The sequence below is a fragment of the Veillonellaceae bacterium genome, assembly GCA_025992895.1.
In the GTDB taxonomy this organism is placed as follows: Bacteria; Bacillota; Negativicutes; order Veillonellales; family Dialisteraceae; genus Dialister.
Map to the genome: position 1 here is coordinate 1,660,820 of DAJPGA010000001.1, position 17,964 is coordinate 1,678,783.

General features: G+C 45.5%; 18 protein-coding genes. 1 reads left to right on the forward strand and 17 read right to left on the reverse strand.

Annotated elements, in window-relative coordinates:
- Positions 1 to 2 precede the first annotated feature (2 nt).
- From folP to OIM03_07245, 13 genes are all read right to left on the reverse strand, one after another.
- Complete coding sequence (gene folP, locus OIM03_07185) at positions 3 to 842, reverse strand: dihydropteroate synthase (protein HJI74060.1); 840 nt, start codon at positions 840 to 842, stop codon at positions 3 to 5.
- Positions 843 to 1,203: 361 nt separating this feature from the next.
- Positions 1,204 to 1,815 carry a hypothetical protein gene (locus OIM03_07190; GenBank protein ID HJI74061.1) on the reverse strand — a complete coding sequence of 204 codons (612 nt, stop codon included), beginning with the start codon at positions 1,813 to 1,815 and terminating at the stop codon, positions 1,204 to 1,206.
- A gap of 111 nt (positions 1,816 to 1,926) precedes the next feature.
- Positions 1,927 to 2,592, reverse strand: a complete 666-nt coding sequence (locus OIM03_07195) for a metal-dependent hydrolase (protein ID HJI74062.1) — start codon at positions 2,590 to 2,592, stop codon at positions 1,927 to 1,929.
- 30 nt (positions 2,593 to 2,622) lie between these two features.
- The gene (locus tag OIM03_07200) at positions 2,623 to 3,213 is read right to left on the reverse strand and encodes a response regulator (protein HJI74063.1); all 591 of its coding nucleotides are present in this window, start codon (positions 3,211 to 3,213) and stop codon (positions 2,623 to 2,625) included.
- A 4-nt stretch (positions 3,214 to 3,217) separates the two neighbouring features.
- Positions 3,218 to 4,618 carry a histidine kinase N-terminal domain-containing protein gene (locus OIM03_07205; GenBank protein ID HJI74064.1) on the reverse strand — a complete coding sequence of 467 codons (1,401 nt, stop codon included), beginning with the start codon at positions 4,616 to 4,618 and terminating at the stop codon, positions 3,218 to 3,220.
- Positions 4,619 to 4,674: 56 nt separating this feature from the next.
- The gene (tsaD, locus tag OIM03_07210) at positions 4,675 to 5,697 is read right to left on the reverse strand and encodes a tRNA (adenosine(37)-N6)-threonylcarbamoyltransferase complex transferase subunit TsaD (protein ID HJI74065.1); all 1,023 of its coding nucleotides are present in this window, start codon (positions 5,695 to 5,697) and stop codon (positions 4,675 to 4,677) included.
- 9 nt (positions 5,698 to 5,706) lie between these two features.
- Positions 5,707 to 6,162: a ribosomal protein S18-alanine N-acetyltransferase gene (rimI, locus tag OIM03_07215; protein HJI74066.1), complete on the reverse strand. Its 456-nt coding sequence runs from the start codon at positions 6,160 to 6,162 to the stop codon at positions 5,707 to 5,709.
- Positions 6,135 to 6,827 (reverse strand): tRNA (adenosine(37)-N6)-threonylcarbamoyltransferase complex dimerization subunit type 1 TsaB, encoded by a 693-nt coding sequence (gene tsaB, locus OIM03_07220; protein ID HJI74067.1) that lies wholly within the window; start codon positions 6,825 to 6,827, stop codon positions 6,135 to 6,137. Before tsaB ends, rimI begins: the two co-directional genes overlap by 28 nt.
- The gene (gene tsaE / locus OIM03_07225) at positions 6,811 to 7,290 is read right to left on the reverse strand and encodes a tRNA (adenosine(37)-N6)-threonylcarbamoyltransferase complex ATPase subunit type 1 TsaE (protein HJI74068.1); all 480 of its coding nucleotides are present in this window, start codon (positions 7,288 to 7,290) and stop codon (positions 6,811 to 6,813) included. The genes tsaB and tsaE overlap by 17 nt, the downstream gene beginning before the upstream one ends.
- Entirely contained in the window at positions 7,280 to 8,185 is a 906-nt protein-coding gene (locus OIM03_07230; protein HJI74069.1) for a patatin family protein, read from the reverse strand. Before OIM03_07230 ends, tsaE begins: the two co-directional genes overlap by 11 nt.
- Positions 8,186 to 8,249: 64 nt before the next feature.
- Positions 8,250 to 8,999 (reverse strand): 2,3-diphosphoglycerate-dependent phosphoglycerate mutase, encoded by a 750-nt coding sequence (gpmA, locus tag OIM03_07235; protein ID HJI74070.1) that lies wholly within the window; start codon positions 8,997 to 8,999, stop codon positions 8,250 to 8,252.
- Positions 9,000 to 9,018: 19 nt separating this feature from the next.
- A complete protein-coding gene (thiL, locus tag OIM03_07240) occupies positions 9,019 to 10,005 on the reverse strand; it encodes a thiamine-phosphate kinase (GenBank protein ID HJI74071.1) in 987 nt (328 codons plus the stop codon).
- Between the two features lie 42 nt (positions 10,006 to 10,047).
- Positions 10,048 to 10,593 (reverse strand): isochorismatase family protein, encoded by a 546-nt coding sequence (locus OIM03_07245; GenBank protein HJI74072.1) that lies wholly within the window; start codon positions 10,591 to 10,593, stop codon positions 10,048 to 10,050.
- A gap of 301 nt (positions 10,594 to 10,894) precedes the next feature.
- On the opposite strand from OIM03_07245, the gene OIM03_07250 reads away from it, so the two are divergent.
- The gene (locus OIM03_07250; protein ID HJI74073.1) at positions 10,895 to 11,869 is read left to right on the forward strand and encodes a hypothetical protein; all 975 of its coding nucleotides are present in this window, start codon (positions 10,895 to 10,897) and stop codon (positions 11,867 to 11,869) included.
- Positions 11,870 to 11,940: 71 nt separating this feature from the next.
- On the opposite strand, the gene nth is transcribed toward OIM03_07250, so the two are convergent.
- From nth to leuS, 4 genes are all read right to left on the reverse strand, one after another.
- The gene (gene nth / locus OIM03_07255; GenBank protein ID HJI74074.1) at positions 11,941 to 12,594 is read right to left on the reverse strand and encodes an endonuclease III; all 654 of its coding nucleotides are present in this window, start codon (positions 12,592 to 12,594) and stop codon (positions 11,941 to 11,943) included.
- A complete protein-coding gene (locus tag OIM03_07260) occupies positions 12,591 to 13,511 on the reverse strand; it encodes an FAD-dependent oxidoreductase (protein ID HJI74075.1) in 921 nt (306 codons plus the stop codon). The genes nth and OIM03_07260 overlap by 4 nt, the downstream gene beginning before the upstream one ends.
- 89 nt (positions 13,512 to 13,600) lie before the next feature.
- Complete coding sequence (locus tag OIM03_07265) at positions 13,601 to 15,250, reverse strand: nucleoside kinase (protein ID HJI74076.1); 1,650 nt, start codon at positions 15,248 to 15,250, stop codon at positions 13,601 to 13,603.
- Between the two features lie 125 nt (positions 15,251 to 15,375).
- Positions 15,376 to 17,844 (reverse strand): leucine--tRNA ligase, encoded by a 2,469-nt coding sequence (gene leuS / locus OIM03_07270; protein ID HJI74077.1) that lies wholly within the window; start codon positions 17,842 to 17,844, stop codon positions 15,376 to 15,378.
- Positions 17,845 to 17,964 lie beyond the last annotated feature (120 nt).

The window sequence follows — 17,964 nt, forward strand, 5'->3', positions numbered from 1 at the left end:
TGTCAATTTTCCTGATTGAAATGATTTAAAGCATCCCATACCTTGATTTCACGGGCGCTTATTTTAACATTATGAACGCGGAATATGGAGCATCCTTTTTCAATCCCCCAGAGATTGACCGCAGCGGTTCCTTCATCTCTTTCAGGTGCCGGAAGATCCAGGATTGCACCAATGAAGCGTTTTCTGCTTACGCCTAAAAGCCAGGGAAAAGGAAATTCCCTCGTCAGTTCATCCAGACGTGTCAGGACTTCCATGTTCTGCTCTGCTGTTTTGCCAAAACCGATTCCCGGGTCCAGAATGATCTTATCCTGTTCTACGCCGGCCCTTACTGCAATATCAATGGAACGGTCAAAGAATTTTTTCATGCTCTCCAGGATATCTTCATCATATGTTTCACCATCCTGATTATGCATGAGGACTGCCGGCACTTTATATTCAGCAGTTACCCTTGCCATGCTGCCGTCATCATACTGGAATCCCCAGATATCATTGACGATATGTGCCCCGGCCCGCAGTGCTGCGTCCATTGTCTCATAATGGTACGAGTCGACAGATACCGGTACCGGAGAGCACTCTAATATGGATGGAAGAAACTTCATTAATTTATCTGTCTCATCCTTTGCCGATAAGGACGTGAATCCCGGTCTTGTTGATTCTGCCCCTATGTCTACAATTGCTGCCCCGTCTTCAACCATATCCTTTGCATGCTGTATGGCAGTTTCCAGCGTATTCCATTTCCCGCCGTCTGAAAATGAATCATCCGTTATATTTAAAACTCCCATGACAAGAGAATCCCTGCCAATATGAAGTTCTTTGCCATCGTTCCATGCATATGATCTCATCTGCCCTGCTATCAACAAAACCCTCTCCTCTTCTATAAATATTTTCCAAAATCCTGAATTTACTAAATATCCAATATTATAACACGATTAGACTCTTCTACAAAAATCAGGAAACGTTATAAAAAGGATGAAACCCCGTTTCAGGCAAACAAAAAAAGCGGTATCAACCGCTTTTCTTGTGCAAGACTATCATTGAGGAGTATGCATAGTCCGCAGCCGAATTGATAATCAGGGAAATAATCATCAATTTGACCAGATAGAAATTCTATCTCATGGCATTTCCTCCATGTACCTATATTATACCCAAAATGATCAGAAAATCCAACACCCAGATTATAAATTATTAAAAATGCATTCCATCCTATTCCATGGCAAGGAGTTTCTGCAGGCAGATGGTGAATTGATCGATATCAGACAAGAAGCCATCCATTTCCCTTAATACGTCTTTCCAGTAAATGATGTCTATGCTGTTATTCATTCCATAAACAGCCGCAAGTGATTCCCTGACAGCTTCGTCTCCCCTGCTCTTGAAATTATGAATTTTAAGGCATCTGGCTTCGGCCTTCAGATTATTTTCTTCAAATCCTTTGGTATATTCAAGAACTTTTGAAACTTCCAATGCACCTGCTTTGCAAAGATCCCAGACAAGATTCATTTCATCAGGTATTTTCTCGGCCTGATAGGATGATAATTCATTGAAGAGACCGATTAAATGGTCATGCATTGATTTCATTAATCCAAATGCTCTGACACCATATCCATAGCCGGCTGCATCTTTATATGCTTTGACGATCCGCTCAAATACGGCTTCCATATCACTGTCCGTACTTCCTAGAGCATGCTGAAACAGTCTTTTTCCCTGAAAAGCATCCAGATCATTAGAAATAAACTGGTCAATCACTTTCTCTGCCTCAATGTATGAATTAAGCTGCACGGAGAGCGACTCGAAAAATTTTTGTTTTTTATTATTCATGTAGCACCCTTTTCCATTCAAAGCATCCAAATTCCTAATCCGCTTTAAAATTCACCGGAAATGATGAAAGAGGGCGGCATCCTGCAGACGCAGTCCTCTTTTATCAAAGAATTACAGTTCCAAACTTTCTCCAGGTTTTACGATTTTTACTTCAATTCCCTGTTTCTGTGCTTCTTCCTTGAAATCAGCCGGATTCTGTTCGATGACTGGCCAGGTGCTGTAATGAACAGGAATTACACATTTTGCCTTCAGGAACCTGGCAGCAATCAAAGCATCGTCTGGTCCCATTGTATAGTTGTCTCCGATTGGAAGGACTGCATAGTCAATATCATACAGTTCGCCAAACAGCTTCATATCTCCAAAGAGAGCCGTATCTCCTGAATAATAGACAGTCTTCCCGTTGTTAAACTGCATGATGAACCCGCAGGGCGTGCCTCCCGGAGCTCCGCAGCTGTGGAAAGCCTGCACCATTTTTACCTTGCCAAAGTCGGCTTTAAAAGATCCGCCCAGATTCATAGGCTGGAAATTGGAGACATTCTTTGAAAAGAGCGAAATCACCTCAGGAATCGCTATGACGCATGCGCCCGTGCGGCTGGCAATCTTGTCTGCATCGTCGAAATGATCTCCGTGAGCATGGGAAAGAAGGATATAATCGCATTCAACCTTGTCAGCAGAAACAGCCGCCTGCGAATTTCCGCTCAGGAACGGATCAAAAAGAAGCGACTCTTTTCCTGTATCGATTTTAAAGCATGCATGTCCATAAAATGTGAATTCCATAATAAGAATCTCCTTTCTACAACTTACAGCCTATTTGTTCTTTCTGGCCATGATTTCCTTCACAACCTTCTGTGCGACTTCGGAGAGTGCAATGCCTCTTTTCATGCTTGTCTGCTGCATTCTCCTGTAAGCCTCATCTTCAGAAATATGATAGAAGTCCATAAGAAGGCCCTTGGCGCGGTCTATGATCTTCCGGGCAGCCATTTCGCGTTCCATGTCCTTGATCCGGTGAACGATCTCGTTTTTCTGGCGGAACTGGCTTACTGCAATCTGGATGGCCGGAAAGAGAGACCTCTCGCTGACCGGTTTCATCACATATCCGAAAACCATGGATTTTTTTGCCTTTTCAATGATGTCTTCATCGCCAAAAGCTGTCAGGAGTACGACGGGTGCCAGATTGTCATGGGCAATCATCTTGGCTGCCTGGATACCGTCAAGCCGGGGTATCTTAACATCAAGTATTACAAGATCCGGATTGAGCTTCTTTGTTAATTCCAAAGCTTCAACCCCGTCGGATCCTACACCTACGACTTCATGGCCTGCTTCTTCCAGCATTTCCTTGAGGTCCATGCAGATGAGTGCTTCATCATCTGCAATTACGATTTTATACACTTCTGCCATTCTGCTATGCTCCCATCAATGCCCTCGGGCAATAAATATCAGCTGTTACGAACTCTCCATCATTTCTCAGTTCGAAGCTTCCCTTTAATTCTATTTCCACTAAATTCCTTACAATCTGAAGCCCTAGCCCGGATGAATTCATGTCTTTGACTTCAGGCGATAAAGGATGCCCATTATTTTTAATATAAACATGAAGTTTCTCTTCATCCAGAGATGTTCCGACGATAAGAATCCCCTTGTCCATACCATTAAAACCATGATCAATCGCATTATGGATGAGCTCATTGGCTGCAATCGCCAGCGGAACTGCTTTTTCAGAATCTACAATCAGCGGATCACTGCCCTTTTCGCGGACTACCCGAACCGGGCAGAACGTCAGGCTGTCCACAGACAATTTGCAGATACGGTCAAGCAGCACATCCATATCGATCTGTCCGCCACTCTGGCTTGCCAGGATATCATGAATTTGTGAAATACCAAGTATCCTGTTTACTGAACGCTTCAAGGCGTCCTTCGTATCCGGATCTTTGGCGCGCCTTGCCTGCATACGGAGCATTCCTGCTATCGTATTGAGGCTGTTCTTGACGCGGTGATGGATTTCCTTGATGACAGAATCCTTGACAAGTATCTGCTTTTCCTTTTCACGAATTGCGGTGACATCCGTGAGGATCAGTACAGTCCTTGTTACCTTGCCGCCAGAAATAATGGGAAGCCCCCAGGCCGAAAGCGTCATATTTTCGGAAACTTCATCGCCGAAAACAGGCCTTCCCGTTTTCATGACTTCATCGACAAGCGGAAACCGTACGATTGTGTGACCGATAATTTCCTGGCTTTCAACGGCTTCTTTGTCAAGAACCATGTATAAATCATTAGCCATATCATTGGAATAAATGATGCGGCCTAATGAATCCAGTATGATGACACCGTCCTGCGGACGTATGCCATAATAATCCTTCCCATCAAACGGTACCTGAAGCGCAAGGCTTCCTGTATCCGTCAGGACCTGCTGCTGATCAAGCGAGCTGGATACGAAACAGACGACGGCAAATGGAACGCCTGCATTATCAACGATAGGATATCCTGTAACTGCGACTTTTCTCCCCTGATCAAGCTCCATGCGGCCGGCGACTTTTCTTCCCGTACTGAAAACATTTTCGACAATGGATAATTCATCCCTCAAAAACGTATCTCCCGCCTTGAAAAAAGTCTGGCTGTGCGTATAGGAAGGCCGGACAGAGAGCAGGATGACTGAAATATCAGAATTTTTCCCTTTGGCGCACAAGTACACCTGATTCTTTGAAATATCGGCTGCAAACTGAAGGGCAACCTGTTCATGATCCAGAATTTTAGCCTGCACTTCAGTCAGATTCGTCGTATCACGAATCAATGTGTAAAGCTGACTCATTTCTATGCCGCGTGTCTGCATATTATTCTCCCATCCTGCATGTATAAATCTGTACTTTACAGTTTGATCTGTTCTGCATTAAAAGGCAGGCGCGGATCCGCATTTAAAGACATATCGGCAAATTCGCCGGCTCTGGCCATGTAATAGGCACGGCAGCCGATCATAGCCCCGTTGTCGGTGCAAAGGGTCAGGCTCGGACGGCACATGCGTATGCCGCGTTTACTGCACTCCTCTTCAAGCCTTGTCCTTAATTCGCTGTTTGCTGCGACTCCGCCGGCAAGAGCAATCGTCTTCATGCCCGTCACTTTGACGGCTTCCATCGCTTTTTCGATCAGGACATCCACAACGGCCTTCTGGAAGGAAGCTGCCACGTCCTCTGCCACGATTTCTTCTTTCTTCATTTTCATCGTATTGATGTAGTTGATGACGGATGATTTCAATCCGCTGAAGGAAAAATCAAAGTTATGACCCTTGCTGAGTCCCATCGGGAAGTGGATAGCGCTGCTGTTCCCTTCCTTTGCCAGACGGTCAATGTGCGGCCCGCCCGGATATGGATAACCAAGTACACGTGCGACTTTATCGAAAGCTTCTCCTGCAGCATCATCTCTTGTCTGTCCGAGAAGTTCAAAGTGATTGTAATCTCTGACTACAACGAGCATGGTATGACCGCCGGAAACAACCAGTGACAGAAAAGGAGGTTCCAGATCGGGATACTGTACCAGGTTGGCAAAGATATGCCCTTCCATATGGTTGACTGCAATAAGAGGCTTGTCGATAGCCCAGGCTGCCGCCTTTGCGGCTGCTACCCCAACAAGAAGCGCCCCGACCAGGCCCGGCCCCTGCGTGACCGCGATGGCATCCATATCAGACCAGCTGCATCCTGCCTGCTCCAATGCTTCAATGGCAACGGGAAGCACATCCTCTATATGATGGCGTGATGCAATTTCAGGAACTACACCGCCAAACTTCTTATGAATCGGAACCTGTGTTGAAATGATGTCAGACAAGACTTGTCTGCCGTCCTCCACTACTGCGCAGGACGTTTCATCACAACTTGATTCGAATGCTAATATTTTCATTTTATCTCCTTATAACTTTCGGGACATGATATATCCGTCTTCGACAGGAAGTTCATACACCGATTTCCTTAGACCGTCAACGTGGAACCCAAAATTCTTATATAAATTCTGTGCCCCATGATTGCTCACACGGACTTCAAGAAACATTGTCTTCATATCGTTTTCAAGAGCTTTATCAATCCCGGCTTCCAGAATGGCTTTTGCCGCCCCCTGCTTTCGAAACTCAGGAAGAACCCCGATATTGACCAGCTGCGCTTCATCAAGCACGTACCAGAAACAGGCATAGCCTATGACTTTTTCCGAAGTCCTTGCAACGAGGTAATGGCTGTGCGTTCCCTGAAAATCATGATCGACAGTCTCTTTTCTCCATGCATCGGAAAAACAAATCCTGCCAATTTCATATATGGCTAGAATATCAGAGTCAAGCGCTTCTTCTATTACGAATCGGCATGCTGCTTTTCCCATAAGACTTCTGCCTCGCTTCTGCGGATATAATTTGGCAAAAGCGTCAATGGATCATCTGCCATGCCGTTTTTCAATTTAGAGATTCCTGCCATGGCGAGACTTCCCGCGCGGCTGCATCTGCTATGGGGCGGAGCCAGCAGAATACCTGCAGAAACCAGCTTATCCTTATATTTATCAGCACATTCACCGACTGCAATGACCGTCCCGCCATGTTTTACAGCTGATTCTATGACAGAATCAATGGAAGCTGCCACTTCAGGCTTTTCCTGCCACATTTCATTAAATGCCCCGTAAAGGGCTGCATACACATTATTCTTCTGCGCATCGAGAAGCGGAAGAATAAATGCCTGCGCGCCGTACATATTCCATGCAAGAGCTTCCAGGGTGTCAACACCGACCAACGGGACGTTCCAGATATAGGATGCCATCTTGGCTGTAGCAAGGCCGATTCTAAGACCCGTAAATGAGCCAGGGCCCTTGGCGACGGCAATCCCTGTTATTTCCTTTTTGCTGACGCCCACTTCTTTCAGCATAAGGTCCATGCATGGAATCAGCTGTTCTGAATGTGTCAGTTTTTTCTGCTGTGTCCATTCAGCGACAAGCTTTCCCTCCTCTGCTAAAGCGCAGCTTAAAACTAAAGATGATGTATCAATGGCAAGAAGCATATTTCTCTATCTCCTTTGTTATGGCATCAGGAGCTTCTTCTCCCCAGATAACCTTGACTTCTCTTTCTGTTGTTCCTTTATTTGACAAATATATGTATATGGCTCTCTCTGGAATCAGTCTCGGGAACATGTCTGCCCATTCTGCAACGGTGACACCGCCTTCGCTGTATTCCTCCCAGCCGATATTGTATAAATCCTCTTCTGTATCAAGACGATAGAAATCAAAATGCTTTAACGGAATCTCACCTTCATAATAATTCATGATTGTAAAGGTGGGGCTGCTCACCACATCATTGATTCCCAGTCCTTTGGCGAGTCCCTGGACAAAATGGGTTTTACCTGTTCCAAGATCTCCAATCAAGGCAATGAACAGTCCGTTTTCAGCATGTTCCCCTATGAAACGGCCGAATTCCATCGTCATTTCTTCACTCGTGCTTATAAATACTGCTTCATTATTTTTCACTCATCCACCTCATCATCTCATCAAACCGCTTCATGCCGATCTGATAGCCTTCTTCGTAAAGTGCACGAAGTTTTTTCGTGTCTTTTTCCACGCGGGACACTTTGACGGGAGATTCCGGGCGCAGTACGAAAACTTTTCCCTCTTTCTCCATCTGTATGATCTTTTTTACCTTTTCATTATACCGCTCCGGGATAGAGCACATGCCCTCCACCACAGCGGGATACGTCCTGCCGTAGGCAGCACGCATGAGGGATTTAAACCCATGCGGCACCTTTTTCTTGCGATACGTAATATCCCTTGTCAGTATGTATACGGGTTTTGTGCACGGAAATGGCAGATCTTCAGGGAAAGGCACAAGCGGCATCCCCACGCCGCCATCCACGTATTCCTTTCCCTCAAGTTTTACCGGCTTTGAGAGAAGCGGAATCGAGCAGCTTGCGACGCATACCCCCATAAATTCGGAAAGAGGGCAGCTTTTACTCGATACAAAAACAGGTTTCCCCGTAAGGCAGTCAGTAATGCCCACATATAACGTTTCCGAAGCCTTTTCAAACTTGTCATAATTAAAAGGCACATATTCATGAGCAAGCTTGCCAAACATAAAGCGGAAGTTAAAATAACTGCCGTCGCGCACCAAATGACGAAGCCCCATATATCTTTTATCCGGAGCAAACCTGATATTGACGGATACGTTTCTTCCCGGCTGTCTGGAAATATAGCTGAGCCCCTGCAGGGCACCTGCAGAAATCCCAACGACTTTTGGGAAGTAGAATCCCCTTTCCATAAAAGCATCAAGTATCCCCGCCGTAAAGAGTCCCCGCATCGCTCCGCCTTCAAGGACAAGAGCGGAATTCATCGTATTTGTTTTATGCAAACCTTCGGTTATGATTGACATTTCCACACTTCCCTTGTGGCAATCAATTTTACGTGATCACAGATTCTCACATCATATTACATCTTTATTTGGACTTGGCAGACTGATTTTTGACTGCTGTAATTTTCTTCTGAATGGCTTCCTGGTCGCCAAGATAAGAAACATCATGCACCGTGAAATCTTCATTCAGATGATAAACGAGCGGGATTCCTGTAGGAATGTTCATCCCGGCAATTTCGTCACTGGAAATTCCTTCAAGATGCTTCCTGAGTGCGCGGATGGAATTGCCATGCGCTGCAATCAGGACTTTTTCTCCATTCTGAATTTCCGGTTTGATGACGCCTTCAAAGTAAGGTGCTACCCTTGCTACCGTATCTTTCAGGCATTCCGTCAATGGGAGCTTCACATCGCCAAGTTTCTGGTAAGGAGGCTGGTTTTTCGGGTTTCTGGGATCATCTTCAGAAAGTGCCGGCGGGCATACATCATAAGAACGGCGCCATAAATGGACCTGTTCTTCCCCATACTTATCTGTTGTTTCCGTCTTGTTCAATCCCTGAAGGGCACCGTAGTGTCTTTCGTTGAGATGGTAGTTCTTGATGACCGGAATCCAGACAAGATCCATTTCATCAAGAACAGAATAAGCGGTATGGATAGCTCTCTTGAGAACAGATGTATAGCATTTATCAAAAGTAAAGCCTTCTGCTTTTAAGAGTTTCCCGGCTTCTTTCGCTTCGCGGAATCCGTTTTCTGTCAGGTCTACATCTGTCCAGCCGCAAAACAGATTCTTTTTATTCCATTCACTTTCACCATGACGAATGACTACTAATGTGTACATAAATAATCCTCCCTAATTTTCACTTTTCAAAATGATCATAACCATGCACTTCAAGCAATTCCAGATGCCCTTCCTGTTTCAGGAATACGCCTTTCCCGGGCTTATCTGTCACAACTCCTATTTCTTTTATGCCAGGACGATTTTTTACCTTTTCAAAATCTTCTTTTGAAATCGTACCTATAAGTTCATAATCTTCCCCGCCGTCCAAGGCCCAGGAAAGAGGATCGATTCCCGCTTTTCTGCCATATTCCAAAGCTTCAGCAGAAACGGGTATGGATGATTTGTCGATTTTGATGGAGACACCGCTTGCTTCTGCAATTTCATTGACTTCTCTGGATATTCCGTCAGAAATATCATTCAGGGAAGAGGTTCCTGCTTCCCGCAAAAGAGTTCCCCATTCAATCTGAGGCCGCGGATGCTTATGCTTTTCTATAAGCCCGCTGTATTCTTTGTTTTCATGAAGCAGGGCATAGAGCCCACCCGCTGAATCACCGGGATGTCCGGTTACAAAAACAACATCTCCCCTGCGCGCACCGCTTCGCCGGACGGCTGTATCCTTTGGAACTATGCCTACCACAGTTCCTGTCATGATAATACCTGAAACAGATCCGGTCATGTCTCCGCCAAGCAAATTGACCCGGTATTCTTTGCAGCAGTCCCGGATTCCTTCATAGCATCGCTCAACCCATGAAGTGTAAAGCTTTTCAGGAAATGCGGCTGAAATGACAAACCCTATCGGATCGGCGCCCATAGCGGCCATATCGCTGAAATTTGAGGCACAGAGCTTCCAGCCAACATCATAGGCACTCATCGTCACACTGGTGAAATGAATACCTTCCACCATAGTATCCGTTGATATGACCTGATCAAATCCGTCTGGTATAGAATAGACCGCTCCGTCATCCCCTGGCCCAATCTTAACAAACTCCGGCCTGTAAATCAGGTCATGCGATATTAATTTGATAAGACCAAATTCACCTATATCTGAAATTGTTTTTTCTGTCATGCCAATACTCCGAATGATTAGTATTCTGGTAAATCCTGTAAATTAAAGTACTTCTGCTCCTTTATCCTTCATAGCAGCAAGGCTTTTCCTGTAGTCATCTTCAGAAACATAGCCAAGGCAGTCCTTAAGAACGGTTACTTTAATCCCCTTTTCAAGAAGGCCGAGAACCGTTTCCTTGACACAGTACTCGGCTGCAATCCCCGTGACGTAGACATGAGGCGAAACGCATTCGGATAATACCTTTCCGCTGCTGTTTGCAGCAAGGCATGCCGAATACTCCTCAACATCATCATTTTTGCCTTTATAGAAAATATTATCTTTGCCAGGGCGATTGCCTTCATTCATTTGATTAAATTCATCTGATACTTCAGCGCCCCTGCTTCCTGCAACGCAGTGTACCGGCCAGATACCGCCGTTAATTTTAAAAGATTTATTTGTCTTGCTGTGCCAGTCCGAAGTGTACATGCATTCCACATCATTTGCATTGGCAAAAGCTATAATATTTCTGACGGCTTCCCGGCTGTGGCTGCATGCCAGGGAACCGTCGATAAAATCATACTGACAATCTACGATAATCAAATGGTCCATGCCTTCATTCCCCTCCCTGTTTTCATTTCTATGCTTTTATAAGGTTTTTCTATGCTTTTTATTCTAACAGTTTTCACAAGGCAAGTAAAAGTGCAATATTTGCAGTTTTCTTCCCGCTTCTATACCGGATAAAGATAATCCTGAAACAGGCCGGATTTTTCTCTTTCTAATGCACTATACATACGGCTGTATTATTACCTTATAAAATATATCTTTATATTTATACAATATAGCAGCCTGCTCTCTTGCGCCAATTCTTCCCAACAGTTATACTAATATGAAATTGTTAATTTTGAAGGAGATGGATGCGTTGAATTTTGTTGATGCAATAGTGGCGTTTTTAAATATCGGGCTCTTCAGTTCCCTGATCAGTCGTTTCACAGGTGCCAATACCGCCATACTGGTTTTCTGCAGCTTATTGTACTTAGGCTGTGAACCTCTGGAAACGATCGGCATTATGCTGACTTACCTGGTATTTTTAAGACTGACCATATATACACAGAACCAGAAGCTGAACTTTAAAAAGCTGAAGGTCTTCAGGGGATTCAGAGTATTTTTCCCGATACTTCTGATCGTCATTTCGCTTTTCCTTTATCCGTTCGCTGCTTTAGCTATTTTCCTGTTCTTATTCATGACGGAAATTCTGGCTAAGATGAAGGAAGAAGTACCAGATGACCGTCAGATGACGACTTCACAGCTGATTCCTTATATTGCCATCGGATCTGTACTCATCACTGTATCCATGATCTGCGTAAAATTCATTCCTGCTGCTTATTACTACATTTTTGGCGGCGCTGCAGGTCTTCTTCTTTGTTTCTTCTTCTGGTGGCTGGGACAGGACAGAGACCGTCTTTCTTCCATCTGGGACAAGGTCATTATCCTATCATTCATTCCCCTTGGTCTTTTTGGATTTGATATCGCAGACTGGCTCGATGATATGCGCCGCAATATCAATCCGACACCGATTGCCTACAACCTGCCGTTCATTTTCCTGCCGGTTCTCTACGTAGGTTTCCTGATGGCAAATATCCTTTTCGGCATCTTCTCTCTTTCCGGTATGGTCATTGTTTTCTTTGGCGCACTTGGACTCCGCCTCTTCGGTTACTATGAAGTATCCAGAAAAGGCAAGGCAAACCTGCTCTCCATTGGAATTACAGTTCTCGCTTTATTCCTCCTGTTCCTCACAGCTCCGGAACCGACTGGGGTTTCCAAACTCGTAGATGCTTTCCTCCCGACGAGCTATTACCACTTCCAGGGAATACTGAATATGTTTTAAAATTCACTAATAAAAAAGAAAAGCCATGCGGCATTCCGCATGGCTTTTGTATTGCTTGTAATATATCCGGATCAGCCTTTCCACGGCGGGACGCTGACTGTGCAGGAGGGACATACATCCTGCAGGATACAGGTTTCGCAGTCAGGCTTTCTGGCATGGCATACGCGCCTTCCGTGCCATATCAGCCAGTGATGCGCTGCTGACCAGTCCTTTTTGGGGATGGCCTTCTGAAGGCCTTCCTCTACTTCAAGCGGTGTTGTGCCCGTTGCAAGTTTCAGACGGTTGGCTACTCTGAAAACGTGTGTATCGACTGCAATGGCAGGATATCCCCATACAACACTTCTTACAACATTGGCCGTCTTTCTGCCGACGCCTGGAAGTTTTACGAGCTTATCAAAGTCCTCCGGGACTTTTCCATCATATTCCTCAGAGAGCATATGACACATTCCCAAAAGGTTCTTTGCCTTGGATTTATAAAGGCCGCAGTCATGGATTTCCCGTTCAAGCTCCGCCTGTGTCAATGCTCCCATCTTTTCCGGAGTATCAAGGCGCGGAAAAATCCTGTCAGTAATAATATTGACGCGCTTATCCGTACACTGGGCAGAAAGTATGACTGCCACGAGCAGTGTAAAAGGACTTGTGTATTTAAGCATTGTCCCTTCCCCCGCATAAGCAATGCTGAGACGCCTCAGCTGCTCTGCCTTTATTTTCTTCGTGACCCTCATTTACCGCTTCGCAGCAAGTAGTCGTGAGCGGCTAATGCTGCGGCAGCCCCCTCTCCTACAGCAATAATGATCTGCTTGTTCTTGCAGTCTGTGACATCACCAGCTGCATAAAGGCCGGGAATGTTTGTCTCTCCGTCCTTATTGGTTATGATTTCTCCCATGCTGTTAGTCTTCACGTCTTCTGGAAGATAGGAATTATTCGGAATGCCGCCTGCTTCTACAAAGACACCATCGACGGCAAGTTCACGCTCTTCTCCATCACTCTTGCGTTTTACGACAAGGGCATTCACCTTCTTGTCACCCTTGACTTCTTCAGGAACATAACCGATAAGGGCTTCTACATTAGGCAGTTCTTCCATGCGTTTGACCATGATTTCAGCTGCTTTAATGCGGCTTCTGACCACAAGGTATACCTTCGGGCAAAGATGTCCTAATTCTACAGCTGCCTGTACAGCGCTGTCTCCGCCGCCGACAATGGCAACGGTCTTATTGCGGTAGAATGGAGCATCACAGGTGGCGCAGTAGGATACGCCGCGGCCTGTAAATTTGGCTTCTCCCGGTATATCCAGCGTGCGGCTGTGCTTGCCGGCTGTAATAATGCAGACCTTCCCGACGACAGTATTTCCATCATCCAGATGAAGGACGAAATTTCCATCTTCATTCTTTTCAAGATTCATGACGGCTGCGGTGATAAATTCAACCGGGTATTTTCTTACATGTGCTTCCATCTTGTCTGCCAGATCAAAACCGGAAATGGATTCGAATCCGAGATAATTTTCAATTTCACTGGTCAGAAGCATCTGTCCGCCAATATCATTTGAAATAATTTTTACGCTGAGCTCCTTGCGGGAAGCGTATAAAGCAGCGTTCAGCCCTGCAGGGCCTGCACCAATCACAATAACGTCAGTAATATCCATATATATACCCCTTTCATACATATCGAAAATTTTCATTATTACAATTTCTATTATATCCGTTTGCTTCGATTTATGCAAACTCCAGCGTCTTAATGATTCAGGAAAGATTTCCCCAGTCCCTTGTATCCTATGAATTCCCTCAGCAGTGAATTATCCGGAACAACTGACGCATCCAGTTCCCGGAATGGGCGCAGGAATTCAAGCAGCCGCTGCGCCTCCGCATAAGCTTTGCTTTCAGGCCTGATATCGTGAAGAAGCGGTTCAGCCATTTTCTTAAGGACCGGTATTTCGTAAAGTAAAGCTGAATTGAATACGACATCGGCCCTGTTCTGGTAATGGAAGATATTCTTTCCTTCTCCCTGCCTTACACTATCCCAGACCTCAAGCGTATGCTCCGCCCCGTTTCCTCTGAACTGGACGTCTCTCACAAGTCTTCTTAAAAGTCTTGTATCGGAGGTGGAAATACGGTTGTGATCATTAATTGTCAGCTGTGTCAGAGCACTGACATAGACCCTCATGCATTGATAGCCTGGAACGAAGTATGTCAGCGCAGGATTAAGCGCATGAAGTCCTTCCACTAAAATAGGCTGTCCCTTTCCAAGTCTTACCGTTTCCTCGCTCATTTCCTTTTTCCCAGTGATAAAGTTGAAATGAGGAAGATGCACTTCTCCGCCTTCGAGAAGAGCGGACACGGTATTTTCAAATAAAGAAATATCGAGTGCCTTCGGGCTTTCCCAGTCTTCCTCGCTCATCTCGTCACGGTTCCGGAAATAGTCATCCAAAGAGAGCATGACCGGTTTCACGCCATTGACTCTCAAGTGGACAATCAGCCGTTTCATGAACGTTGTCTTGCCGGAGGAAGAAGGTCCTGCTATGCACACAAGCCGTATATTGGGCTTCTGCTCGCAGATTGTATCTGCCAGTTCAGCCAGACGTTTTTCATGAAGCGCTTCAGCAATGGCAATAAAATCATAGATTTTGCCTGTATCTATGGCATGATTAAGTTCCGCCAGATTATGGCATCCAATTAATTCACTCCAGTTCTGGGATTCCAGAAAGACGCGTGCAAACAACGGGGCTTCCTCGCCGAATTTCAATTCCTCCTCTCCAGGCTGCGGAATCCTCAGCAGGAATCCGGGCGCATAGGAACGAAGGATGAATTGCCTGACAAAGCTCATATCCGGAAGCATCGGCCCGAAGAAGTAATCAATGACCTTTCCGCACTGATCCACATCCAGATGATCAATATCAAGCTGGGAAAGGAGCTCGGCATCCTCCTGGAGCCCCTTCATCCGGAGAAAGGCAATGGCTCTGCTTTTCCCCACTATGATTTTGGTAATGTCCCTTCCTTCTCTGACAATATCCCGCATTCTTTCTGAGAGGATATCCAGCTCTTTCTGGAGCGGTATATGTCCGTCTTTGAATTCGCAGTAAATGGATTTCCCCAAAGAATGCTTGATCTTGACATCCGCTTTTGCCCCGTAGACTTCTTTTACCGCGCACACCAGAAGCATAATGGCGCTCCTGAGATAAGCCTGGTGGGCCTTCGGAGATTCCAGTGATATCCACTTGACGGCTCCATCACTTGGAAATGGCGTCTGGAAATCTATAATATCTCCGTTAAAATCAGCCAGCACCGCATCTGTGCGCTTTCTTGCGCCGCGTACGATATTCCATAAATTCTGCGGAGTAGCGCCATCAAAGAAATGGTACTCCTTGCCTTCACATGTAATATTCATAATTGCCACCCTCTAAGATTCATCTTATTTCATTCTAGCATAATATAAATCAAGCTGTAACAAGTATATGCGGGCAAAATAAAAGAGAGACCAGGAACAGTCTCTGATCTCTCTAATTTTTTATTTTATTTAACTACGATATTAACGATTCTTCCAGGAACCACAATTGTTTTCACAATTGTCTTGGCTTCGATGAATTTCTGCACTTCAGCAAGTCCTTTTGCCAGATCCGCAATTTCGTCCTTTTCCATGCTGACTGCCACTTTGATCGTAGCGCGGACTTTGCCATTGACCTGAACAGCTAATTCCACTTCGTCAACAACGAGGGCTGATTCATCGCATACCGGCCATTCTGCATCATGGACACTGTTTTCCTTCTCGCCAATCTGCTGCCAGAGTTCTTCGGTGATATGCGGAACAAATGGAGCGAGCAGAATCAGCAGGTTGCGGACAAGTTCTTTTGCCAGCTTGTCTTCGATGACGGAATGTGTCTCGCTGAAGCGGTACATTTCATTGACCAGTTCCATAACAGCGGAGATTGCCGTATTGAAAGCAAACTTGCCGTCAAGGTCTTCTGTAACCTTGGAAATCGTCTGATGAAGCTTTCTTCTGAGTGCAAACTCATCTTCAGAAAGGTCGCCCTTGGATTCCTTGTCGAAATCCTGATACTTTTCTACGATAGCCCATACTCTCTTCAGGAAGCGGTAAGAACCCTCAACGCCCTGATCGGACCATTCGAGATCCTTTTCCGGAGGAGCAGCAAACAGGATAAAGAGTCTTGCTGTATCAGCGCCATATTTCCCGACGATTTCTTCAGGGGAAACAACGTTGCCGACAGATTTACTCATTTTGCCGCCGTCTTTGAGTACCATGCCCTGGCAGAGAAGGTTGGTAAATGGTTCAGGATAATCTACCATGCCTTCATCCTGCAGCACTTTCATAAAGAAACGGGAATAAAGCAGGTGAAGGATAGCATGTTCAATGCCGCCGATATACTGATCGACCGGCATCCAGTAGTTAGCCTTTTCCTTGCTGAATGGTTCTTCTGTATTGTGCGGATCGCAGTAGCGCAGGAAGTACCAGGATGAATCGATGAATGTATCCATTGTATCGGTTTCTCTGGTTGCATCAGCACCGCACTGCGGGCACTTGCAGTGGAGGAATGTTTCACTTGTCTCAAGCGGAGAGGTTGCTCCGGCTACGAAGTTGACATCTTCTGGAAGAACTACAGGAAGATCCTTTTCCGGCACCAGGACATTGCCGCAATGCGGGCAGTGGATGATCGGAATCGGGCAGCCCCAGTATCTCTGGCGGGAAATCAGCCAGTCCCTCAAACGGTAGTTGACCTTGCCGTTTCCGATTCCCATTTCCTCGATTTTCTTTGTAATAGCTTCGCGGGCTTCTTCAGAGGTCAGTCCGTCGAATTCGCCGGAATTGACAAGGAATCCGTCTGTATCGTATGCCTTATCCATGTCTTCCAGCTTAAGATCATGTTCCTTGTTCTGGATAACCAGCTTGACCGGAAGATTGTACTTTTTCGCAAATTCCCAGTCTCTCTGGTCGCCCTGCGGTACAGCCATGACAGCGCCTGTGCCGTATTCATAAAGAACGTAGTTTGCAATCCAGATCGGAATTCTTTCTCCTGTCAGCGGATGAATTGCATAACTTCCAGTGAACATTCCTTCCTTAGGAGCATCTTCGGCAGTACGGACAATATCATTTTCATTTCTCATTCTTTCAATGAAAGTTTCAAGAACTGCCTTATCAGGATTACTCTCAATCAATTTCGGAACAAGCGGATGTTCAGGGGCAAGCACCATGTAAGTAACACCATAAACGGTATCCACTCTTGTTGTGTAGACCGGAATCTGTTCATCCATGCCTTCGACAGTAAAGGAGAACTGTGTACCGGTTGATCTGCCAATCCAGTTTCTCTGCATCGTCTTGACACGTTCCGGCCATCCGGGCATGTGATCAAGGTCTGCCAGAAGGCGGTCTGCGTAAGCTGTAATTTTCAGGAACCACTGGGAAAGATCTTTCTTTACGACAGGGTTCTTGCAGCGCCAGCATTTCCCTTCTTCGACCTGTTCATTAGCAAGAACGGTATGACAGCTGTTGCACCAGTTGACCTTGGCTTCCTTCTTGTAAGCCAGTCCTTTTTTGTAGAAGATTTCAAAAAGCTTCTGTGTATGCTTGTAGTAATCTTCGCTGCAGGTCAGAACTTTGCGGTCCCAGTCATAAGAAAGGCCGAGTTCTTTCTGCTGTCTTGTCATATTGTCAATATTGGAATAAGTCCATTTTGCCGGAGCAATTCCGTGCTGGATTGCTGCATTTTCAGCCGGCATGCCAAAAGCATCGAATCCCATCGGATGGATGACATTAAATCCCTGCATTTTCTTGAAGCGGGCAACAACATCACCGATAGAGTAGTTTCTTACATGTCCCATATGGAGGTTTCCTGAAGGATAAGGAAACATTTCCAGTACATAATATTTTTTCTTGCTTGGATCATAGTGAGTTTCAAACGCTTTGTTATCCTCCCAAATCTTCTGCCATTTTTTCTCGATTTGCTGAGGGATATACTTTTCTCGCATAATGTCACCTTCCGTTTATTCTGATAATTAGATAATTATCCGTTTTATATAGTTGTCATATATTATATAGCCCGCACTATCCTCTAGTCAAATCATCCGCCTGCCGCATAAACGATAAAA